Origin of the sequence: Prochlorococcus sp. RS04 (assembly GCF_001989455.1) — a bacterium.
GTDB lineage: Bacteria > Cyanobacteriota > Cyanobacteriia > PCC-6307 > Cyanobiaceae > Prochlorococcus_A.
In genome coordinates this window covers 1,509,653-1,530,227 of sequence record NZ_CP018346.1, presented here as the reverse complement: position 1 = coordinate 1,530,227, position 20,575 = coordinate 1,509,653, and the positions used below count along the sequence as shown (strand labels likewise).

Annotated in this window: 28 protein-coding genes; 9 read left to right on the top strand and 19 right to left on the bottom strand. The window is 30.5% G+C overall.

Features of this window, described 5'->3' with window-relative positions:
* Positions 1 to 491: 491 nt before the first annotated feature.
* Entirely contained in the window at positions 492 to 767 is a 276-nt protein-coding gene (locus BS621_RS08415) for a DNA gyrase (protein ID WP_077142509.1), read from the top strand.
* Positions 768 to 791: 24 nt separating this feature from the next.
* Here BS621_RS08415 and BS621_RS08410 read toward each other — a convergent pair whose 3' ends face one another.
* Both BS621_RS08410 and BS621_RS08405 read right to left on the bottom strand, forming a co-directional pair.
* On the bottom strand, positions 792 to 1,013 hold the full coding sequence (locus tag BS621_RS08410; protein WP_077142508.1) for a hypothetical protein: 222 nt from the start codon (positions 1,011 to 1,013) through the stop codon (positions 792 to 794).
* A gap of 44 nt (positions 1,014 to 1,057) precedes the next feature.
* On the bottom strand, positions 1,058 to 1,294 hold the full coding sequence (locus BS621_RS08405; protein ID WP_025894642.1) for a hypothetical protein: 237 nt from the start codon (positions 1,292 to 1,294) through the stop codon (positions 1,058 to 1,060).
* 128 nt (positions 1,295 to 1,422) lie between these two features.
* On the opposite strand from BS621_RS08405, the gene BS621_RS08400 reads away from it, so the two are divergent.
* The 5 genes from BS621_RS08400 to BS621_RS08380 all read left to right on the top strand — a co-directional run bounded on the left by BS621_RS08400 (position 1,423) and on the right by BS621_RS08380 (position 5,926).
* Entirely contained in the window at positions 1,423 to 2,865 is a 1,443-nt protein-coding gene (locus BS621_RS08400; RefSeq protein ID WP_077142507.1) for a circularly permuted type 2 ATP-grasp protein, read from the top strand.
* Between the two features lies 1 nt (position 2,866).
* Positions 2,867 to 3,808, top strand: coding sequence for an alpha-E domain-containing protein (locus BS621_RS08395; protein ID WP_077142506.1), 942 nt, complete (start codon positions 2,867 to 2,869; stop codon positions 3,806 to 3,808).
* Positions 3,809 to 3,819: 11 nt separating this feature from the next.
* The gene (locus BS621_RS08390) at positions 3,820 to 4,677 is read left to right on the top strand and encodes a transglutaminase family protein (protein WP_077142505.1); all 858 of its coding nucleotides are present in this window, start codon (positions 3,820 to 3,822) and stop codon (positions 4,675 to 4,677) included.
* Between the two features lie 173 nt (positions 4,678 to 4,850).
* Entirely contained in the window at positions 4,851 to 5,324 is a 474-nt protein-coding gene (locus tag BS621_RS08385) for an HNH endonuclease (protein WP_077142698.1), read from the top strand.
* An 83-nt stretch (positions 5,325 to 5,407) separates the two neighbouring features.
* A complete protein-coding gene (locus tag BS621_RS08380) occupies positions 5,408 to 5,926 on the top strand; it encodes a pentapeptide repeat-containing protein (protein WP_077142504.1) in 519 nt (172 codons plus the stop codon).
* Between the two features lie 8 nt (positions 5,927 to 5,934).
* Here the strand turns inward: BS621_RS08380 and BS621_RS08375 are convergent, their stop codons facing one another.
* From BS621_RS08375 to BS621_RS08365, 3 genes are read right to left on the bottom strand one after another with little or no spacing between them, the layout of a single operon-like run.
* Positions 5,935 to 6,288, bottom strand: coding sequence for a hypothetical protein (locus BS621_RS08375; protein ID WP_077142503.1), 354 nt, complete (start codon positions 6,286 to 6,288; stop codon positions 5,935 to 5,937).
* Positions 6,288 to 6,479, bottom strand: coding sequence for a hypothetical protein (locus BS621_RS08370; RefSeq protein ID WP_077142502.1), 192 nt, complete (start codon positions 6,477 to 6,479; stop codon positions 6,288 to 6,290). Before BS621_RS08370 ends, BS621_RS08375 begins: the two co-directional genes overlap by 1 nt.
* Before the next feature lie 22 nt (positions 6,480 to 6,501).
* A complete protein-coding gene (locus BS621_RS08365; RefSeq protein ID WP_077142501.1) occupies positions 6,502 to 7,365 on the bottom strand; it encodes a carbohydrate kinase family protein in 864 nt (287 codons plus the stop codon).
* Between the two features lie 41 nt (positions 7,366 to 7,406).
* Between BS621_RS08365 and BS621_RS08360 the strand changes: the two genes are divergently transcribed.
* Complete coding sequence (locus BS621_RS08360; RefSeq protein WP_077142500.1) at positions 7,407 to 7,778, top strand: DUF2834 domain-containing protein; 372 nt, start codon at positions 7,407 to 7,409, stop codon at positions 7,776 to 7,778.
* Here BS621_RS08360 and BS621_RS08355 read toward each other — a convergent pair.
* Positions 7,771 to 9,003: an MFS transporter gene (locus BS621_RS08355; protein ID WP_077142499.1), complete on the bottom strand. Its 1,233-nt coding sequence runs from the start codon at positions 9,001 to 9,003 to the stop codon at positions 7,771 to 7,773. The two genes, BS621_RS08360 and BS621_RS08355, sit on opposite strands and share 8 nt — an antisense overlap.
* Before the next feature lie 2 nt (positions 9,004 to 9,005).
* Between BS621_RS08355 and BS621_RS08350 the strand changes: the two genes are divergently transcribed.
* A complete protein-coding gene (locus tag BS621_RS08350) occupies positions 9,006 to 10,556 on the top strand; it encodes an alpha/beta fold hydrolase (protein ID WP_077142498.1) in 1,551 nt (516 codons plus the stop codon).
* Here the strand turns inward: BS621_RS08350 and BS621_RS08345 are convergent.
* The 10 genes from BS621_RS08345 to BS621_RS08300 all read right to left on the bottom strand — a co-directional run bounded on the left by BS621_RS08345 (position 10,553) and on the right by BS621_RS08300 (position 18,668).
* A complete protein-coding gene (locus BS621_RS08345; RefSeq protein ID WP_077142497.1) occupies positions 10,553 to 11,575 on the bottom strand; it encodes an ABC transporter permease in 1,023 nt (340 codons plus the stop codon). The two genes, BS621_RS08350 and BS621_RS08345, sit on opposite strands and share 4 nt — an antisense overlap.
* Positions 11,568 to 13,139, bottom strand: a complete 1,572-nt coding sequence (locus BS621_RS08340; RefSeq protein WP_077142496.1) for an ABC transporter substrate-binding protein — start codon at positions 13,137 to 13,139, stop codon at positions 11,568 to 11,570. The genes BS621_RS08345 and BS621_RS08340 overlap by 8 nt, the downstream gene beginning before the upstream one ends.
* Positions 13,136 to 13,426, bottom strand: a complete 291-nt coding sequence (locus BS621_RS08335) for a hypothetical protein (RefSeq protein WP_077142495.1) — start codon at positions 13,424 to 13,426, stop codon at positions 13,136 to 13,138. The genes BS621_RS08340 and BS621_RS08335 overlap by 4 nt, the downstream gene beginning before the upstream one ends.
* A 49-nt stretch (positions 13,427 to 13,475) precedes the next feature.
* Positions 13,476 to 14,777, bottom strand: coding sequence for a homoserine dehydrogenase (locus BS621_RS08330; RefSeq protein ID WP_077142494.1), 1,302 nt, complete (start codon positions 14,775 to 14,777; stop codon positions 13,476 to 13,478).
* 44 nt (positions 14,778 to 14,821) lie between these two features.
* Positions 14,822 to 15,241, bottom strand: a complete 420-nt coding sequence (locus BS621_RS08325; RefSeq protein ID WP_077142493.1) for a SufE family protein — start codon at positions 15,239 to 15,241, stop codon at positions 14,822 to 14,824.
* Positions 15,242 to 15,280: 39 nt separating this feature from the next.
* Positions 15,281 to 15,838 carry a 5-formyltetrahydrofolate cyclo-ligase gene (locus BS621_RS08320; protein ID WP_077142492.1) on the bottom strand — a complete coding sequence of 186 codons (558 nt, stop codon included), beginning with the start codon at positions 15,836 to 15,838 and terminating at the stop codon, positions 15,281 to 15,283.
* Between the two features lie 9 nt (positions 15,839 to 15,847).
* Positions 15,848 to 16,321 (bottom strand): crossover junction endodeoxyribonuclease RuvC, encoded by a 474-nt coding sequence (ruvC, locus tag BS621_RS08315; protein WP_077142491.1) that lies wholly within the window; start codon positions 16,319 to 16,321, stop codon positions 15,848 to 15,850.
* A 5-nt stretch (positions 16,322 to 16,326) separates the two neighbouring features.
* Positions 16,327 to 17,415, bottom strand: coding sequence for a magnesium chelatase ATPase subunit I (bchI, locus tag BS621_RS08310; protein WP_011818593.1), 1,089 nt, complete (start codon positions 17,413 to 17,415; stop codon positions 16,327 to 16,329).
* 117 nt (positions 17,416 to 17,532) lie between these two features.
* The gene (locus tag BS621_RS08305; RefSeq protein ID WP_077142490.1) at positions 17,533 to 18,285 is read right to left on the bottom strand and encodes an RNA methyltransferase; all 753 of its coding nucleotides are present in this window, start codon (positions 18,283 to 18,285) and stop codon (positions 17,533 to 17,535) included.
* Complete coding sequence (locus tag BS621_RS08300) at positions 18,282 to 18,668, bottom strand: c-type cytochrome (RefSeq protein WP_077142489.1); 387 nt, start codon at positions 18,666 to 18,668, stop codon at positions 18,282 to 18,284. Before BS621_RS08300 ends, BS621_RS08305 begins: the two co-directional genes overlap by 4 nt.
* A 54-nt stretch (positions 18,669 to 18,722) precedes the next feature.
* On the opposite strand from BS621_RS08300, the gene petG reads away from it, so the two are divergent.
* Entirely contained in the window at positions 18,723 to 18,842 is a 120-nt protein-coding gene (gene petG / locus BS621_RS08295) for a cytochrome b6-f complex subunit V (protein WP_011376619.1), read from the top strand.
* Here the strand turns inward: petG and rsmD are convergent.
* From rsmD to trxA, 3 genes are read right to left on the bottom strand one after another with little or no spacing between them, the layout of a single operon-like run.
* Positions 18,819 to 19,418, bottom strand: a complete 600-nt coding sequence (rsmD, locus tag BS621_RS08290) for a 16S rRNA (guanine(966)-N(2))-methyltransferase RsmD (protein ID WP_077142488.1) — start codon at positions 19,416 to 19,418, stop codon at positions 18,819 to 18,821. The genes petG and rsmD overlap by 24 nt on opposite strands.
* Before the next feature lie 13 nt (positions 19,419 to 19,431).
* Positions 19,432 to 20,049, bottom strand: coding sequence for an imidazole glycerol phosphate synthase subunit HisH (gene hisH / locus BS621_RS08285; RefSeq protein ID WP_077142487.1), 618 nt, complete (start codon positions 20,047 to 20,049; stop codon positions 19,432 to 19,434).
* An 11-nt stretch (positions 20,050 to 20,060) separates the two neighbouring features.
* Positions 20,061 to 20,384, bottom strand: a complete 324-nt coding sequence (gene trxA, locus BS621_RS08280) for a thioredoxin (protein WP_011376622.1) — start codon at positions 20,382 to 20,384, stop codon at positions 20,061 to 20,063.
* Positions 20,385 to 20,575: the final 191 nt, after the last annotated feature.

Sequence of the window (20,575 nt, the reverse complement as noted above, 5' to 3'; positions counted from 1 at the left end):
CTAAAAATACCTCAAAAAAATTAGTACGATTGATTACTACTCTCGGACATTTTTAATTAAAAAGCAATGCGTATAAAAACGGATTGTCTTTAGTGAGATATTTTCCTAATTTTATATTGTTGAGTTCTAGGAGGTCTTTCAAAATGATCGATAGCCTGCCTGAAATTTCGGAATAAACCGAACTAATTTAATTAACTGCTCCAATTATTTTTTATTAATGTCTAAGCTTCCTTCTTCTGCATCGTTTAGGTGCCCTTTAAGAAACAAGCTTAATTCTAGAGTTTTTGCCCCAGTTAAAGACAATTAGTTAATTTTGGTGAGCATTAGCTTAATAGAAGTTAGCAACAAGGATCCATGATTTAGGTGCGTTATTAACTTCAGTAAAAAATATAAGTAAGAGATAAAAGAGGGCTTTAATAAGCCCTCTTTTTTTTATTAAGATGACTTTCTTCCAGTTTTATAGATAATGATTAAAACAATAAAATTTAAAAATGGTTCGATATTATTGCCCATATTGCAATCCTAAATATCAATTTCAAAAACAATCCTTAAAAGGAAATTTGATTTGTGGATTATGCGGAGAGGATCTCGTAAAAAAACCATATATTAAGTTAAACCAAATAATCGCTTTAGTTGCTGCTTCATCATTACTTCTACCGTTGATTTATACTTTTATTTTTTTAATTAAAAATCAAATAAATCCTCCTAATAAAAATTATCAAGCAAATGGTAATTTAATGATAATTATCAAAGATCAAACTGCTTAAAACAATTAAAAAAATCTCAAGAGGTCAACCTCTACAAAGTGATTTATTTAAACAAGAATTTTTACTTTCAATATTTATTTGATCATCAATATTTTTTAATTTGTTTTTATTACTTATTACTTTAACTTTATGCCCACAATGTTCTTTGCAACCACCATTAAATAAATTATGTGCATGTAAATTGGAACTATTAATAAATAATAAAAGAAAAATTATTTTATAAATTTGATTAAAATAAGAATTCATTTTTTATTATGATTTTCCCAGATTTAGTAAATAAATAATATCAGTTAATTCCAAGGAGTGTTTATAAGTCCCCAGATATCGAAGAAGAAAAATAAAACTGCAATAACAACAAGATCCCATGCTCTTTCCCTAAAAGCCCAAGGTGCAATAAAAACTTCCCCAAGTCCGTGAAGTGCCGCCCCTACTGGCAGATGATCAAGAACCAGCAAACTATGAGAGAGGATAAAAAGAAAGCTTGCGAAATATCTAAAAAAAACAAATTGCCAATTACTAGAACCCATGCTTTTTAGATTTTTAAGAAATATACTGCAATGATCAAAATAATGATATAGATCTAGTCAAGAGATATTATTTTTGGTAGCCATAAATACGAATAAAGATATAAAGCTAAAGTAAAAGTTACTAAACGATGAAATATATGTTTTCAAGTTATCAGCCTAAAAATAGTTTTGATGAATACTTTAAGGATAATGTTAACTCTGCTAGAGAAATATTGATTCCACTTCTTTCATCTTTAGATAATATGGGACTTGAAGAATTAAACAGGAATCACTCTGCCGCAAAAAAATTATTACTAAGACATGGTGCAACTTTTAGATTAAACGATACTGGTTTAAAAGGTACTGAGAGAATATTACCTTTTGATCCACTTCCCAGAATAATTAGTAAAGATGATTGGGTAACGTTAGAAAAAGGCCTAAAACAAAGGCTTGAGGCAATAGATTTATTCCTAGATGATATTTATAATTCTCAAAAAATAATAAATGATGGAATAATTCCAAGAGAATTAATAGAGAGTTCAGAAGGTTGGAGACCTCAGATGATAGGTTTCAAACCTCCACTAAATAAATGGTGTCAAATTTCAGGACTTGATTTAATAAGGGATAGAAAAGGAGATTGGCATGTTTTAGAAGATAATTTAAGATGCCCTTCTGGAGTTGCTTATTTTTTAGAAAATAGATTAGTTATGAAGAATATTTTTCCTAATCTTTTCTCTGGAAGAATAGTAAAACCAATTGATGAATATCCATCATATCTTTTAAAAACTCTTCAAGAACTTGCAGTTTGGACAGATACTCCCAAGATAGTTTTACTAACTCCAGGAATTTTTAATAGTGCTTATTTTGAACATAGTTATCTAGCTCAAGAAATGGGCATCCAACTAGTTCAAGGTCATGACTTAGTTTGTAATGATGATTATGTATATTTAAAAACTACCTCTGGATTAAAAAGAGTAGATGTCATTTATAGGCGAATTGATGATGATTTCTTAGATCCTCTTAATTTCAGAAAAGATTCCTGCCTTGGTGTTAGCGGATTACTTGATGTTTTTAAGGCAGGTCATGTTGCTTTAGCAAATGCACCTGGTACTGGAATAGCAGATGACAAAATGATTTATTCTTTTGTTCCCAAAATGATTAAATATTATCTTGATGAAGATATTATTATTAAGAATGTAGAAACGTATATTTGTCATTATCAAAAGGATCGTGAATATGTTCTAGAAAATTTATCAAAACTTGTTGTTAAGTCTGTCGCAGAAGCTGGGGGTTATGGAATGTTAATTGGCCCTCACTCAACAACGAGTGAGATAGAAGAATTCTCTAATAAAATTAAAAATAATCCTAGAAATTTCATAGCACAACCAACATTAGAATTATCTACTGTGCCATCGTTATGTGATGGAGAACTATATCCATGTCATGTTGATTTAAGACCATATATCTTAAGAGGAAAAGATTCATGGGTTAGCCCAGGCGGGCTAACGAGAGTAGCATTAAAAAAAGGATCATTAGTCGTTAATTCTTCTCAAGGTGGAGGATGCAAAGATACATGGGTTGTAGGTAAATAATATGCTTTTAAGTCGTGTAGCAGAATCTCTTTATTGGATCAATCGTTATTTAGAACGCGCTGAAAACATATCTCGTTTCGTTGAAGTAAGCGAAGCAATGTCATTAGATTGTCCGCCAGGAAGTGCAGAACCCTGGCTACCGTTAATTGACGCTTCTAGTGACAGAGAATCTTTTGATAAAAGATTCCCAGAGAAAAAACCTGATGACGTTATTAATTTTTTAATAAGAGATCGTTTAAATCCAAATAGCATAATTTCTTGCATTCAAATGGCAAGAGAAAATGCAAGACAAATCAGAGATGTCATGACCACCGAAATGTGGGAACAAATTAATATTTTATATTGGAATATGCAAGAAGGAGAAGCCATATGGAATAAACCAAGACAAGAACAATTAAGTGAAATAAGGAGGGAATGTCAGCTTTTTTATGGAATTACAGATGCGACTTTAAGCAAAGATCTTGCCTGGAGATTCAGCATACTTGGTAGATTAATCGAAAGAGCTGACAAAACATCAAGAATTTTAGATGTTAAATATTATTTACTCCTACCCAGCTTAGATGAACTTGGAGGAGTTCTTGATGAGCTGCAATGGATTGCTCTTTTACGTTCAGCTGGAGCTTATCAAATGTTTAGGAAAGCAGTGCAAAATTCTATAAAGCCTAATTCAGTTGCGAGATTTCTTTTACTTGATCCAATTTTCCCTAGATCAGTAAGATACTGTCTTGATGGGATAAGCAATACTCTTAAAACAATAGATACATCTCCAAGTATTGAAAATCCATCAGAATTAGAATGCATGAGAGGTTTGCTTAAAGCAAAGTGGAGTTATATCAGAATTGAAGATATAATTAATGATGGTTTGCATGAGGCAATCGATTCATTGCAAATAGATTTAAATAAATTAAATGATCTCATTCAAGAAAAATATTTTATTAATTAATAAGTTTATTAATGAGAATTAAATACATTCACAAACTTGAATATAAATACGAAGACCCTGTTCAATTAGGCGAGCATAGATTATGTATAAAGCCAAGGTCAAATGGATTCCAAAAGCTAAAGAATTTTGAATTAAAAATAACCCCAGAACCAGAAATTATTTATCCATTACTTGCTGCCAGCGGAGAAGAGATTAATAGAATTAGATTCAATGGATTAACAGAAAATTTAATTATTGAATCAATCAGTGAAGTTGAAACTATTAAACATCCAAACATTATTGATGGAGTTAAAAATAGAGATTTAACATTACCTTTTTGTAGAAGTATTATTAACAGAGATTTGCAGGGAGCATTAGAGGGATGGATGCCTAATGGGCAACACGACCCCTCTGCTGTAGAACTTGCCCAAGAAGCCTTAGCAGGAAGCATTAATAACGCATTATCATTTACTTACCAGTTAATAGAGATTATTCAGGATCGGGTTAAATATACCAAAAGACATACAGGTCCAGCATGGCCGGCTAGCAGAACACTTAGGGAACGTATAGGTTCATGCAGAGATTTAGCAATGCTGATGGTTGAAGCTTGCAGGTCTATAGGTATCCCAAGTAGGTTTGTAAGTGGTTATCATTTTGAAGATCCGTTACCCTCTGAGTTGGATTTACACGCTTGGGCTGAATTATATATTCCTGGTGCTGGTTGGAGAGGTTTTGATCCAAGCGGGAAAGGATTAATAGATGATAGATATTTAACATTGGTATCATCTTCAAAATCTAATTTAACCTCTGTAATTACAGGAAACTTTATAGGAAAAAATAATTTAGAAAATACTTTATCCTGGGAAATCAAACCTCTTGAAATTAAATAAACACTAAATATTTAATTTCTTAAAATAACAAAAAACATAAATAATAATATGTTTCTTTTTTAGTGTTAATTGATACGTTCTTGGATATATATATCTGTTTTCATTTGTTTAACCTTTAAAGAAAATTGAACTCAAGCTTAGAAATTCCAGTTATCAAATCAAACAAATCAAAAATGTTTGAATTGATAAGCTATGAAAAATTTCGCGATACAAAAGATGTAAGATTTTTTGATATTAGTGTTAATGAATCAAACTATAGAGATTTAGTTATTCACAGTGGTCCTGCAGTTAGTCCGCCAAATGATGAAAAATTTAATAATTGGCAATTTTACATACATCACAATCAAGAAGATAATCTACTGGCTATCTCTGGAGGAAGAACATTTTTTCTTGTGAATTTTGGCTGGGATTATCCTTTTTATAAAGTTAGATTAGAATCTTGCGGATATATTCTAAGAATACCTAGAGGAACTTTTCATAGATCAGTATCTGATGAAAACGGTTCCATAGTTTTAAATCAAGCCATTAGAGATAAAGAAGGTACAGTTGAATCTGAATTTAAGGTTACGAATAGCAAAGACAACAAAAAACTTTTAGATTGTATAACCAATCTAGAGCCTAGATTTAAAATTTACAGTGTTAAATAATCTTAAAAACGAGTTCCAAATTTATACATCAATTTAAAAAATTATCTAATTGTTATAAAATAAATTTATTCCGATTTTTTAATATGAAATTTTTAAGTTTTTTAAAATATTTTTTATGCATAACTTTTTCTTTTTTAGTTTTATCCTCTCCAGTTCTTGCTGGAGCGAATGTTGCTGTTAAGGGAGAAGGTGATGAAGTTCCAAGTTATGTAAGATCTAATATTACAGGATTTGATTTCCATGGAGAGGATCTTCATTTGTCATCTATAGCTGGAGCAGTGGCAAGAGATGCAGATTTCAGTGACGTCGATTTACATGGGACAACCTTAACTCTATCTGATTTAAAAGGTTCTAATTTAAATGGAATTGACCTAACCGATACTCTTTCTGATCGAGTTAATTTCCAAAAAACAGATCTTAGAAATGCCGTTTTAATAAATATGATCGCATCAGGCAGCAGTTTTGCAGGAGCTCAAATAGAAGGAGCAGATTTTTCTTACGCTATTCTTGACAGCGAAGACCAAAGAAATCTTTGTGAAATTGCGGATGGAATAAATCCAACAACAGGCGTTTCAACTAGAGAAAGTCTTGAGTGTAGTTAGCATTAAAATTATAAGTAAACTTTCTTACCATTATTAAATTTATAAATCCTTTGTTCTTCGTCTTGAAATAACATCTCACCATTTAATTTTGATTTCTTAAATTTTGAAAGCCTTGCTCTGTGTATATTGGATTTTCTATTGATATTTTCTTCGTTATCATAAACTCCAATATAAATATTTATATTAGGATTTGAAAAGGTTTTTTCTTCCTCTCTTAAAAAAATTCTATCAATATTTGTTTGCGTGCTCTGCAGTTTATTTTTAAATTTATCTAATTTTAGATTCTTTGGTTTTTTAGAATTAATTTTTTTGAAGCCAAAAAAAATAACTCCTAAAATTAGAAAAACTAAAAATATTTTCATTACTTAATTTTTATTTTAATATCTACTCCTAAGTCACTTTTATTAGTTAATATCTCTTTTTTTATGATTCCGTAGGTAAAAATTTTTGATAAAGTTTTTAAAGATTTAAAAACTATAAAAACAGTAAATAAAAAGAAAAGAATAATGTTTTCTACAAGTAGATTTTTATTTTTGCTAACTAAATTACTCATATAAGTCTGAAATCAATTATTTTTAGTAACTATTTGCATATGGACCGAAAAATTCACTAGCGTCTCTTCCCATTACTTTAGCAAGATTTAAACTTTTATCTATATCCCATTTTGATGCCATTCCATAAAGAATACCCGCAGCAAAAGAATCACCACATCCATAAGAATCAACCTTTAATTTTTTGTTTTTAAGAGCTTTATATCTTCCTCCTGGAAATAGAATACCTCCCTTCTCTCCCTCGGTTTTAATAGTATATTTGGGTTTTAAAGATAAATCAGAAAAAGAAAAAACTTCTCCGGGATCAAGATTACTGCCTATCAATCCATCTAAAAGAACATTTGATTTATTAATTGTGTTTAATCCTACCCTTGGTGTCGTACAAAGTATTGAAGCTGATCTAGCCATTTTAAAAATCTCTGAATCAGATGCCGTAATAAAAATTCCGTCCATTTTTTTTAAAATATTCCATTCCAACTTGTCTTTATGAGTTGGAGCCAACCTTTCACCAATAACTGTTATTGCTCTTTCACCCTTAGAGTCAATTAAACTAAATCCTCTTCTAGTTGGTTTGTCACGGCAAGCTACATGCATCTTAATTCCCATATTTGAGAGAATCTTGAAACACTTATCTCCATATTCATCATTACCTAATGACGTAAAAAAATGAATTTGGTTTGAAGTTAAATCAGAAAGTATTTTTGCGATAATGGAGCCACCACCAGCTGGATACTCAAGGGACTTTTCAGAATGAGAAATGACTCCGGGTTTTGGTAATTGATCAACCTTTAAGAAATTTATCCACTCAATATGACCAACCACAGCAAGATTTAAATTTCCTTTTTTTAATTTATAGTCTTCAATATTATTATTCTTTTCAACAACCATAAGCTTTTAAATACTATTATTAAAAGAAATATTTTTGACAAGTGAATTCATTTAACATTTTAAAAGATAATAAACAGATACTATCTTATCTTTACCTTTTTCTATCAATTTTGGGTGCTGTACTGCCAATGATGGCAAATTTAGAATTTGCTAGGGAATATGGAAACAGCTTTGATATAAATAACTTCATTTCTTTAGCGAATGCAAACCCTGCAGCACAGTCAATTTCTAGAGACTTATTAGTAGGTGCAAGCGCTATTTTTATATGGATATTAAATGAATCAAAAAAACTAAACATGAAGAATATGTGGGTTGTATATATTGGAACTTTTTTTATAGCCTTCGCATTCTCTGCACCTTTTTTCTTATTTCTAAGAGAGAGAAGAATTATTGAATTAGAAAGGATTAATTAAATAATCTTTTAAATAGAATTGCAAATGCAATAAAGCAACAACATGAAATGGAAAGCCAGATTATTGATGCATAACCAAATATATCTAATATTCGTCCCGAAATATATGGTCCAAAAAAATAACCCATAGCGAAACATTGTGATAGTAGAGCAAGTGCAAAACCTTTTTTGTTTGAAGGAGCTATTCTGAAAACGACATCTGTTGAAGTTGGAAGAAATGAAGCAGTCCCTAAGCTTACTAATATCAATGAAAAAGAAATTAAATAAAATGCTGGAATATTTAGATAACTAGAAATAAATAATAAAAATGAAGCGAAAGAGAAATTTATTAAACTAAATTTCAAGCCATATAATCTTCCTTTCTTAGATATCCAAGAACCGACAGGCCATTGTAAAAACAACAATAAAATTAACTGAATAGAAATTATAAGACTAATAATTTCTTTGCTCAATGCATTGCGATATACTCCACCTTTAACAAGATCCAGAGGCAAAGTTACTTGAATCAGAGCTAAGGAGGTAGTTATCAATAAAATAGATAAAATTATTATTGTTGAATTTTTATTCCATTTCAATTGTCCCTGATTAATTGGATCTACTAATTTTTTTTGGAAATTTTCTAAGTTACTTTTAATAGAAGAACTATTTCTAGATATTAAATATATGATTGCTATCATACAAAATATATCATTAATAAAAATTGATTTAGAATACAAAAAATTCGTCATATACCCCCCTAAGAATACCCCTAGAAATATTCCTAAAGCCTCCGAACTTCTAACAAGTGCATACGCTTTGCGTGTTTCGATAGGATGACAAAAATAGGGTACCCCAAACTCGGCAGCAGGCCAATATATGCCTGCAGCAGCCCCAACAAGTGATTGTCCAATTATGTACAAAAAAGTATCTCTAGAAAAAATGAGGCATAAGCTAGAGACAATACTTAGTATTGAAGAAGAAATTATTGGAAATTGTATTTTCCCTGTTTTATTAAGATAATTACCTGTAAAGAGTCTTGTTAGAGTTCCAATTATTGCTGAAATGGTAAACCCCAAGCCAATATCTGTTGCCGATAATCCTAGGTTATTAAAAATAAGTGATGTTAAATAAATAACACCTCCTGCTCCAAATGCAGCGAAAAATCTTATCTTGGTTATTAACCTCAAATGATATGGAAATTGAATCCACCAATTTTTGCTAATTTGTAAACTATTTGGACTAATCACTAGTGAAATACATTTTTATAATTTTTTTTAGTTTTTGTGGTTTATTTTTTAATAATGGTTTAAAAGCTGCTGAAAAGATAAATATTAAGTTTGAAGAGATGGAAATCCCTCTTACTATAGAACAATTATCAAAATTAGAAAAATACAAAGATGATTCAACAGAATTATTAATTTGGTTAAAAAAAAATGGATTTATGAGGGTTTTTGAATTATCAAAATTTTTAGAATTTCCAGTTTTCAAAGAAGAGGGATTAAATAGAGAAATATTAAGAAGTTGGATAGGGCGCAAAATTCTTACAGAATTAAGCAAAAGCATTAAAGTTCCAAATGACAATAATGGAACAGAAATATATAATACTATTGAAAATTTATTAGATCAAAAAAAAGAAGTTTCAACTCTAGAAATCATAAAGGCATTACCATCAGAAGAAATTTCACTAGATATTGATAATTTAATTTTGATAATTTCATCTTGGAAAAATGAATTATCAATGCAACAAGAACTTTTATCCAAATTAAATAAACTTGAAAAAACGACCCATAATTCCTTTAAAAAAACCGAAAAAGAATCAACTCAAGATCTAATAAAAATTGATAAAAAAATTAATGCCTCACACCGAGCAAAACCTTTTGAAATTGAAATATGGAAAAACAGTAAAACAAATGATGATAAAGAACTGGTAATTTTTATGCCAGGACTTGGAGGCGAAATTAATAATTTCAAATGGATAGGCAACGAATTGGCTAAAAGAGGTTGGCCAATATTATTCATAGATCATAGAGGGAGTAATTTAGATTCATTCTTAGAAGTTCTTGAAGGTAAGGGAACAATTCCAGGAAGTGCAGACTTTTTCTTATATAGAATTAAAGATTTAGATGCTGTATTAAAAGCTCATCAAAATGGAGAATTTGATTTACCTAATGATTCTTATATTTTAATGGGGCATTCACTTGGTGCCTTAATTGCACTTTTATATGAAGGCAATAAACCTACTGATCAACTAGAAGAAAATTGCGATTCGGCATTAAAAGACTTTGCAGTAACAAATTTATCTAAATTACTTCAATGTCAGTTGAGCGAAATACCATTCCCTAAGAAAAATAACACTAGTAAGGCCAGTGCGATTATAGGTTTTAATTCATTTGGCAGTTTATTATGGCCAAAAGAAAATAGTACAGGCATTAAAATACCAACTCTTCTAATAGGTGGTACGTTTGACCTTATAACACCATTGATGAATGAACAATTTAGAGTCTTTTCTGCTTTAAATAATCCATCAAATAGATTTTTAATTATTGAAGGGGCAAGTCATTTTTCTCCCATAAGAATTAATAAAAGCCATGAAGAAAATAATGATGTTTTCAAAATAAGTGAATCTTTTATTGGTTCAGAACCAATATTAGTTCAAGATTTATCTAAGAAATTTATAGTTGAATTTTTAAAAAATATTAAAGACCAAAAGATCCCTACAGTAGTTAAAAACCAAAGAGATTTAGGACTTGATTTCCATCTTTTAGATCTTGAAACAATAAAAGAAATTTCCAAAAATTAGTACTCTATTCGTGGATCTAAATATGCGATTAAAATATCTACGAAGAGATTTAAAGAAACTATGAGCATAGAGGTAAAAATTACAATTCCTTGAACCAAGGTATAGTCTCTTTGAGAAATAGCTTCATGCAATCTTAAAGCAATACCTGGCCATGAAAAAGTTACCTCGAACAATAGAGCACCTCCTGCTAATGAGGCCATAGTCAAGCCAGAAATAGTGACAATTGGCAATAGAGCATTAGGCAATGCATGGTTTAAAAATATTTTTTTCCTTGATATTCCTCTACATATAGCAGCATTTACATAATCACTTTTTAATGTCTTATCCAAATTTACTCTTAATGAGCGGCTGAATATACCACTTAATAAAAAGCCAAGGGTAATCGAAGGAAGGGCGAGATGATAAAGACTATCTTTCAAGGCAATAATATTTTTTGAAAGAATACTATCTAAAACTAGAAAACCTGTAATTTGAGGTTGTTGTTGAAATATTGGAAATCTACCTCCAATTGGGGAAATATTAAAAAATACAGAAAATAATAATTGCGCTAACATTGCACCCCAAAAAGGAGGGATCGCATATGTGGCAATTCCTAATATTCTCGTAAAATAATCAGTCTTTTTCCCTCTATTTCTTAAGCCAAGTAATCCCAATGGGAATCCTATTAGTGTGGCACTTAATATTGAAAAGAATCCAAGCTCAAGACTTGCAGGCAATGACTTAATAATAATATTAAGGACAGGCTCTTGGGTACTAAGAGATTGACCAAAATCTAAGTGCAATATATTTTTAATATATGAAAAATATTGATTTATTAAAGGTTCATTTAGTCCCAATTTATTTCTTAGAAGTTCCCTAGAAACCTCATCTGCACCAGTCCCAAGTATTGCATCGACAGGATCGCCGGGAGCAACTCTTAATAAAATAAAAACTAATGAAGAAATTATCCATAACATTAAGGGTATTAATGAAATTTTTAATAGGGAATAATTTAGTAGTTTATTTAAATTTCTACTCATTAATTAACTCAAGGTCACTCAATGAAATTATTCCTGCACCATTAAAAATAGGCTTTGATATTTTATTTTGTGACCATGCTTTTTGAGAGGATATCCAAATAGGAATATAAGGTATTGAACGTGCTGCTATTTTTTCAATTTCAACAAGTTTTTCTAATCTTTTAATTCCACCTATTTTTTCACTCTCAAGAAATAAACTTTCCACTTTATTAGATCCCCAAAAACTACCGCTGTAAACTGATTCTCCTTTTTTACATATGCCATCAACTATTTCATTACAACTTAAAAGAGGGGTGAGATAGGCTTCTGGATCTGAATAAGCTCCAGTCCAATCGAGAAGAACTGCCGTATAAATTCCTAAACTTAAATTCTTATAAACTGTTGTAGATTCAACCCCATTGAGTTCAATATCAATACAATCTTTCAAAGAACTATTAATTTCTTCTTGCCATGTCAGAGCAATAAGCTTGTCAGCTGGTACATTCGATCTATAAGTAAGGGGTATTTTTAGAATATTTCCATTGCAATAATTTTCTTTTTGCAATAACCTTCTTGCTTCTAAATAATCGTATTTAGGCCACAGTTCTTGATTATCTTTTTTTAATATTGGTGGAATAATTGATCTAGAGGGCTTTCTTAATCCATAACTTACTTTCTCACTAATCAATTTTCTATTAAGACTTTTTGCCAAAGCAAGTCTTAAATTAAGATTATTTAGGGGATAAGAACTAGTTTTAAGGCTTATAAAACTTAATTCAGTGAAAGGGCTATTACCTTCATTAAACTGTTTATTTTTGCTTAAATTATTTAAACTTTTTCTCTGACTATCATCAATTGAATTTGATAAAAGCACGTCAATTTGTTTACTTTTTAAAGCCCCAAAAAGAGATGATGAATTTGAATATCCCACAAAATTAACGCCGTAATTCAAGGGCTTTTCACCCCAATAATTCAAATATGGATCAATTGATTGAACTTCATTAGAAAAACTAGTCAGCACATACTTGCCAGTACCAACAAATTTTTTATTAAGAAACTTATCAGAATATTGTTTGTAAAATGTAGGTGATATTGGAGTTAAATTTACTGATGTTAGTAAACCATTTAAAGAACTTGATGGTTTATTCAAATTTATTTTGACTGAATATTCACTTGGCGTTTCTATTGATTTAATCTTATTTCCTAAAATATAGTTCATCGTTCCAATTCTTTTGAATCTATCAAAGGTAAACTTCATAGCATTTGAGTTAAATGCAGTTCCATCATGAAAAAAAACATCCTTTCTTAAATTGATAGTTATTTGAAGTCTATCCTTTGAAATAACTGGCATCCCCGAGGCTAATTGAGGGATTAATTCTCCATCAGTATTTAATTCATATAATGTATCTCCAAGAGAACTGATTAATTGAATTGCTTTAAGAGTATTTGCTCTAGCTGGATCTAAAGATTCAATTTTTCCAGAACTTGCTACTATGATTTTTTTAGATATTCTTTTTGAGCCGCAAGAATTCTGTAAAAAAGAAACTAAAATAATAAATATTGATAAAACAACTTTTTTTTTCATATTTCATAATTACTTAGTTTTTCTGAAGAATTATTTGAGCAGAAAATTTGTAAGGTTATTTGATTTATTTCTAAAGCAAATGTTTTTTTAGAATTACAGGCAAAAGGCCACTCTCTCACCCAACAAATTTCTTTACTTATATTTAAACCAATTACTTGAAAAGTCTTATTGCTATTTTTAATTTTTACACAAGCACCTTTATAAAGGTTTTCAGAAGAAATTAAATTATTATTATTTTCACTGTCTAATAGTTTTGAATGAATCATTAAGTTGTTAAAGCCAAACACTTACTTTCTTCGGTTTACCAAGCTATAAAGAAATTTGCAAACTATTTTTTTAAATACAACTTAATTGACTTGCAATAATTTTGACTTCATTTAGCGAATTTATTTCATCTTTCGATTTCTCAAAATCTCCATTATTCACCTCATGAGTAATAACGACAATTTCTGCTTTGTCCTCACTTGCATCAAGTTGAACAATTGATTCGATTGATACATTATTCTTTCCAAAAATATCTCCAATCTTTCCTATGACGCCTGGACTATCAAGACAAATAATTCTAAGGTAATTTTTTTTGTTTATTTGTGAAGATTCTATGATATGACAGGTTCTCCAGAAATCAAAAGATAACAATGGGTCGACTGAATTATTATTTTTTACTGAGGCAGCATGCAGATTTAATATATCTGATACTACAGATGCAGCAGTGGGGCCACTCCCTGCACCTGGACCATACAACATTATCTCTCCAAGAGGATCAGCCTCTATCAATAAGGCATTGTTAACTCCCTTAACTGTTGCCAATGGATGAGATTTTGGAATTAAAGAAGGTCCTACCCAAATATTCAAAGCAAGTGAATCATTACTATTTGTTTGTCCCCTATCTGAGAGCGCTAAAAGTTTTATTTCAAATCCTAATTTATTGGCATATTCGATATCCTTGAGATTAATTTTACTAATACCCTCACAATGTATCTCCTCTCTTTTGATTTTTCCTCCAAATGCGAGTTCACTAAGGATTGAAATCTTATCAGCAGCATCATGGCCCTCAACATCTGCAGTTGGATCAAATTCTGCGTAACCAAGGCTTTGGGCCAATTTTAAAGTCTCCTTATAATCAGCTTTTTCATTTGCCATCTTTGAAAGAATAAAATTTGTTGTGCCATTTATTATCCCAACCATTTTTTTTATACTGTTACTTTTTAATGATCTTTTTAAGGGTTCAATTATTGGAATCCCCCCGCAAACAGCGGCTTCTGACAATATATACACTCCTTCCTTAGATGCAGTTTTATATATTTCTTCTCCATATCTCGCAATAACTGCTTTGTTTGCGGTAACAACAGATTTACCTAATTTTAATGATTGCAGAATAATTTCTTTCGCTAAATCAACCCCACCCATTACTTCAACAATTACATCTATGGATGGGTCATTAATTAATTTAAATGGATCATCAGTTAATAAATTTTTATCTAGCTCAATATCTCTTTTTTTATTTAGATCTTTAACTGCTATTTTTGAAATTTCTATTTCTTTTAGAATTGGATGTGAATCAAGTTCAGAAGTTAATATTTTATAAATCCCTGAACCTACAGTTCCAAAACCTACAATACCAATTTTGCATTTTCTCATTGTTTATTTCTTTTTACTTTGAATTTAATTTTATATTATTAGACCTACAAAAATTCATTTGCTTGAGACTGCATTTTCAATAATATATTTAAAAAACCATTTGATCGTGAAGGTGTTAAACTTGCTTTCAAACCAGTATCTTCAATAAATTTCTTATCTATTTCAACAACTTCATTTGGTGTTAATTCATTTAACCCAGTAATTAAAAATGCTAATAAACCCCTGGTTATTAGAGCATCAGAATATCCTTCCCAAAATAATTTACCTCCTTTAATATTTGCCTTAACAAAAACTTCTGAAACGCATCCCTTAACTTTATTCTCTTCAACAAGGATTTCACTATCTGGTTCTTTCAGTTTTTTGCCTAACCACAAAATGTATTCATATTTTCTTTTTGGATCTTCTGACTTCTTTAACTTATCTATTAATTTGGATAAATTATCGAATTTTTCTTGATTTTCCATTTTTTAAAAATATAAATTAAACACTTTATTAGTCTTCTATTATACAAATATTTCTTTTTCTGTGATAAAGCCAGATAAAGGAATATCCCACTCAGCTCTTGTTAATGGAATCGTACTTACACAATTAGAAGTTAATACTCCAATGCATGGGACATTTCTCCAATCATTATCTCTCCTTAATTTATCAAAATAACCTCCTCCATAACCTAATCTTGTTAAATTTTTATCAACGGAAAGACATGGAACAAGTATCATGCTTATCTGCAAATGACTTAATGGGCAAGAGTTATTTGGACTTAGTATCCCCTCAAAATCCTTGGTAAGAGGTTTTCTATCCCATGGATAAAATAACAACTCTTTTTTTTCTTTACATCTAGGCAAAGCTAAAGTAAATTTTTCCTTAAGACTTCTTATATCTACTTCATTTTTAAGAGGCCAATATATTGCTATATAACCAATATTTTTATGTTCTTTTACAAATGAATCAATATACAATCTTACATTTTTTTCTACATTTTCTCTTTGATTAAGAGAAATCCCATCTCTTAGTTTTCTAAATGTATCCCTCTCCAATTTCTTATTTTCGAAGATCTTCATATCAAATTTTCAGTTAAAGCCATCTTCATTTAGTTTTGTGAGTGCTATCGCCAATGCATCTGCCGAATCATCAGGTTTTGGAGGTTTATTAAGATCTAAGTTATTCATAACAGCATCAAGAATATCTTTCTTCGATGCCTTTCCAGAACCAGCAATTGTTAATTTTATCTGAGCAGGTGCATATTCACTAACTTGAATTTTTTTGGATGCCAATACCATCATAATCACGCCTCTAGCCTGAACCACACTAATGGTAGTGCTTGACCTGTAAAAGAAAAATTTTTCTACAGCTGCTGCAGTTGGGTTCCAATGATTTATTAATTCATTAAGATCTTGGAATATCTCATAAAGTCTATCTTCTTCTTTTTTATCTTTACCTGTTTCAATAACGCCGCAATCTAATAATATCTTGCTTTCATTTTTTACTTCAATTATTCCATAACCAACTCGAGCCAATCCAGGGTCAATCCCAATTATTCTCACTGTTATTAAGCTTCAGCAGATAATTGAAATTTTGAAAGATTCTCTTTTTCATCTAAATCGAATACTTTACAAAAAGCTTGAATGACTCTTTCACCTGAATCAACTTGTTCTAGAGGATCTTTTCTTAGTCTATGTCTTAATGAACAAGAAATAACCCTTGCTATGTCATCTTCTTGAACTTCAGTTCTACCCTCAAAAGCTGCAATTGCCCTTGCAGACCTATTCGTAACAATATCTCCACGTAAACCATCAACATCTAGTTCCCCGCAGATTGCAGAAATATTCAACCTTAGGTCATCGTCCATCTGTACAGAATTTAATATTTCTTGTGCTTTAATAACCTTTTGTTGAAGTTCATCCTGTTGCTTCTCAACACTTAATGAAAACTCATCAGGATTATCGTCAAACGAAGTCCTTTGATCTACTACTTGAACTCTTAATTCAGCATCTCTAACTGTCTTAACTTCAACACTCATTCCAAACCTGTCCAATAGTTGAGGCCTTAATTCACCTTCTTCTGGATTTCCTGAACCAATAAGAACAAACCTCGCAGGATGTCGAACTGAGACCCCCTCCCTTTCAACTGTATTCCATCCGGAAGCGGCCGAATCTAAAAGTACATCAACTAAATGATCATCAAGTAAATTCACTTCATCAACGTATAGTAAACCCCTATTAGCTTTTGCTAATAGACCTGGTTCGAATGCCTTAACACCTTCGCTCAAAGCTTTCTCTATATCTATAGTTCCACAAAGCCTGTCTTCAGTAGCTCCTAAAGGCAAGTCAACCATAGGCACTTGTTTTTGAATACTTTCTAGATTTTCTCCTTGAGTAATTTTTTCCAAAACCTCTTTACTTTGTAAATCAGGATCGACTAGTGAACTATTATATGGATCGTCTTTAACAACATCGATTGCAGGCAACAAATCAGCTAAGGCTCTTATTGTAGTAGACTTTCCAGTCCCTCTATCACCCATTATCATCACTCCTCCAATTCTTGGATCAATAACATTTAACAAGAGAGCTAATTTCATTTCTTCTTGACCTATTACTGCTGTAAAAGGAAAAACTCTTCTTTTCTTTGTTGTAGGCACAGTTTTAGTTTTCTTAAATATTCAAATAATCCATAGATGCTACTTCAGAAATTGTTTTTAGTAAATATTCCTTTCAAATTAAAACAAGTAGTGAGTTATAACTAATCAAATTTATAATTACTTATTTTGTTTTGAATTATTCAAAAACCAGTTTATTTGATGGACAATACCTCTTAAAACATTTATTTCATGCATTGATGTATTTGCTCTCAAAATAAAATTCTTAAATTTACTGATTTTTGCCTTGGAGGTATGTTTTAAGAGATATCCAACTCCCAAAAGCATTTCCTCTATCTCAACAAATGTATCATGTACTTCTTTCGATGATGCTAAGTTAAAAACTTTTAATTCATTATTTAAATTCTTTTTAGAAGACTTATTTAATTCATACAAAACTATTGAAACAGCGTGAGAAAGATTTAATGAAGGATTATTCTGGGAAGTTGGAATATTAAAAGTTTTATTTGCCAAAAGCAATTCACTGTTAGTTAAACCTCTATCTTCTCTTCCAAATATAATTGCTAAATTATTAATCTTCTTAAAGGATAAAGTCCAATCAAATATATCTTCAGAAGATACAAAAAATGAATCTTTATTTACATCAATCCTTCCACAAGATGCTAGAACCAAATCACAATCAAAAATTGCATTTTGAATATTATCAAAAACCTTACAATGTTTAAGAAATTTTTGACCTTTAAGAGCCATTTTTTTTGCTTCTAAAGAAAATATGTCGCATTTAGGAGAAACAATTCTTAATTCATCAACTTCAAAATTACTGCATAATCTTGCAACGCTCCCTACATTTAAAGGGCCATTTGGTTCAACTAATATTACCTTTAAATTAGAAAAATTTTTTCCCAAAATTATTCAAGGCTATGAAGATATTTCAATAAGTTGGACATATTTACAGGATCAATTTCAAAACTAGGCATAGGGGGAGTTAGGCCTCCAGTAACTTGTTTTATTATCTCTTTATCATTCAAACGTTTAGTTATTGAGTGAAGGTCTGGGCCCACTAATCCTCTTGCTGTAATGCCATGACATCCAACACAATTTATCTTAAAAAGAGCATCTCCTTCCTCAGCAGAGCCATTAAGTTTGAGAGTTTTAATAATATATTTGTTATTTTCATGATGATTCAGGAAATATATTGAAAAACAAATCAATAAAAATCCAAATACAATAAAAACAATTTTTAAGAATTCTTTTTTAAAGTCTCTTTCTGCTGCAGTTGATGAAGATGTTGACACAAAAAATAGTCTCTATGTAACAATTGTGGTTAAGAAATTCAAAAAAAGCAAAAAATGATCGAGCCTCTTCTATGTGGAATTGTTTTAGGTTTAGTTCCAATAACTCTTCTTGGATTATTCGTAAGTGCATGGAATCAATACAGAAGAGGTTCAGGGATGCTGGACATTGATTAAAAATGTTAATTTGGATTGCCCATAATTTCTTATATCTATAGTTTCCCACAAAGTACTTTTTTTAATAAATAGTTTTGGAGAATGTTCACAAATAACTGTTGAATCTTTTTTTAAAAAATTACAATTGAATAATTGATTTAAGACTAATTCATGGAAATCAACATCGTAGGGAGGATCTAGATAAACAAAATCAAATTTTAATTTGTTTAAATCCATATTTCTAGATGATAAGTTTCTTTCATAATTTGGTTTTGTCCATTTCAAAACGTCTTTACAAATAACTTCGATATCTTTTTTCCTATTCTCTATATTCTCCAACGAGAGTAAATTTTCTAAGCAAATTTTTGAGTTGATTTTGTTTTTTTCAATTGCAAGTATTTTGCTTGCCCCATGATTATAGGCTTCGCAAGATATGGACCCTGTTCCACTAAATAAATCTAACCAGTTACTATTTTCAACTCTATTATTCAATATATTAAATATGGCCTCTCTCACTCTCAAAGTTGTAGGTCTGGTATAAGAATTATTTGGACTTTGGAGTTTTTTACCACCTATTAACCTTAAGTTAGTTTTCATCCCTAAACATCTTTTATTGAATATTACTCAGCCATCTTCTCAAAAGTTTTTCACCGGTTTTTCCAGATTTTTCCGGATGAAATTGACAGGCCAATAAATTATCATTCTCAATCATTGCAGTTAATTTTTCAGATCCATAATTAACCTGAGCTGCAATAATATTTAAATCATCTGGGATTGCATGATAGGAATGTACAAAATAGACCCAATTATTGAACTCTTCAGTCCCAAATAAAGTATTTTTTTTTGTAGGTAAAAGTTGGCACCAACCCATGTGTGGGATTCTTTGGTTAACAATATTGGGTATTTTTTGTATTTTTCCTTTTAAAATTCCCAGCCCTTGAACTTTTCCTTCATCACTAGATTCAAAAAGGAGTTGGAGACCTAAGCATATACCAAAAAAGGACTTCCCACTTTTAATCCAATTTTTCAAATCATTTATCAAATCAGTATTTATGAGATTATTCATCGCTGGATCAAATGCTCCAACTCCAGGAAGTATTATCGCCTTACAAAGATTGGAATCATTAAAGTTTTTAATTAATATAATTTCTTCTCCAAGACTTTCTAGAGATTTTGTCACAGAATGAATATTACCCATTCCATAGTCTATTAGTCCAATTTTATGCAAAGCTTTAGGATTTATAAATGCTTAGTTAAAGTGCTCGAAAGAGTTGCTTTTGGCACTGCACCAACAACTGTATCAACCTTTTGACCTCCTTTAAAGATCATTAATGTAGGAATACTTCTAATTCCATATTGACTGGCTACATTTGGATTCTCATCTGTATTTAATTTAAAAACTTTAATTTTTCCTTCAAAGTCTTTTGAGATTTCTTCTACAACTGGAGCGACCATCCTACATGGACCGCACCATGGTGCCCAAAAATCAACCAATACTGGTAGATCACTTTGCAGTACATCTTTGTCAAATGAAGAATCAGTTACGGCTGGAGCTGATGACATAATTTAAGTATTCCTTTTTGAAAATTTAGCAGGCAATTCTTTTAAGTGATGATTTCATTACAGATAAAATAATATAAGTAACAAAATATCTAAAAAAAAGCCCGATTAATCGGGCGATTTAGTGTGTGAGGAGTATGGGGTTTCCCCCATCATTTCATAATAACTCTTAATTAGAAATTTTTTCAATTTAA

Bases quoted from the DNA above. Each gene is read 5' to 3' on its own strand.
- BS621_RS08415 (WP_077142509.1), top strand. From the start codon at position 492: ATGGTTCGATATTATTGCCCATATTGCAATCCTAAATATCAATTTCAA.
- BS621_RS08410 (WP_077142508.1), bottom strand. From the start codon at position 1,013: ATGAATTCTTATTTTAATCAAATTTATAAAATAATTTTTCTTTTATTA.
- BS621_RS08405 (WP_025894642.1), bottom strand. From the start codon at position 1,294: ATGGGTTCTAGTAATTGGCAATTTGTTTTTTTTAGATATTTCGCAAGC.
- BS621_RS08400 (WP_077142507.1), top strand. From the start codon at position 1,423: ATGAAATATATGTTTTCAAGTTATCAGCCTAAAAATAGTTTTGATGAA.
- BS621_RS08395 (WP_077142506.1), top strand. From the start codon at position 2,867: ATGCTTTTAAGTCGTGTAGCAGAATCTCTTTATTGGATCAATCGTTAT.
- BS621_RS08390 (WP_077142505.1), top strand. From the start codon at position 3,820: ATGAGAATTAAATACATTCACAAACTTGAATATAAATACGAAGACCCT.
- BS621_RS08385 (WP_077142698.1), top strand. From the start codon at position 4,851: ATGTTTGAATTGATAAGCTATGAAAAATTTCGCGATACAAAAGATGTA.
- BS621_RS08380 (WP_077142504.1), top strand. From the start codon at position 5,408: ATGAAATTTTTAAGTTTTTTAAAATATTTTTTATGCATAACTTTTTCT.
- BS621_RS08375 (WP_077142503.1), bottom strand. From the start codon at position 6,288: ATGAAAATATTTTTAGTTTTTCTAATTTTAGGAGTTATTTTTTTTGGC.
- BS621_RS08370 (WP_077142502.1), bottom strand. From the start codon at position 6,479: ATGAGTAATTTAGTTAGCAAAAATAAAAATCTACTTGTAGAAAACATT.
- BS621_RS08365 (WP_077142501.1), bottom strand. From the start codon at position 7,365: ATGGTTGTTGAAAAGAATAATAATATTGAAGACTATAAATTAAAAAAA.
- BS621_RS08345 (WP_077142497.1), bottom strand. From the start codon at position 11,575: ATGAGTAGAAATTTAAATAAACTACTAAATTATTCCCTATTAAAAATT.
- BS621_RS08340 (WP_077142496.1), bottom strand. From the start codon at position 13,139: ATGAAAAAAAAAGTTGTTTTATCAATATTTATTATTTTAGTTTCTTTT.
- BS621_RS08330 (WP_077142494.1), bottom strand. From the start codon at position 14,777: ATGAGAAAATGCAAAATTGGTATTGTAGGTTTTGGAACTGTAGGTTCA.
- BS621_RS08325 (WP_077142493.1), bottom strand. From the start codon at position 15,241: ATGGAAAATCAAGAAAAATTCGATAATTTATCCAAATTAATAGATAAG.
- BS621_RS08320 (WP_077142492.1), bottom strand. From the start codon at position 15,838: ATGAAGATCTTCGAAAATAAGAAATTGGAGAGGGATACATTTAGAAAA.
- petG (WP_011376619.1), top strand. From the start codon at position 18,723: ATGATCGAGCCTCTTCTATGTGGAATTGTTTTAGGTTTAGTTCCAATA.
- rsmD (WP_077142488.1), bottom strand. From the start codon at position 19,418: ATGAAAACTAACTTAAGGTTAATAGGTGGTAAAAAACTCCAAAGTCCA.
- trxA (WP_011376622.1), bottom strand. From the start codon at position 20,384: ATGTCATCAGCTCCAGCCGTAACTGATTCTTCATTTGACAAAGATGTA.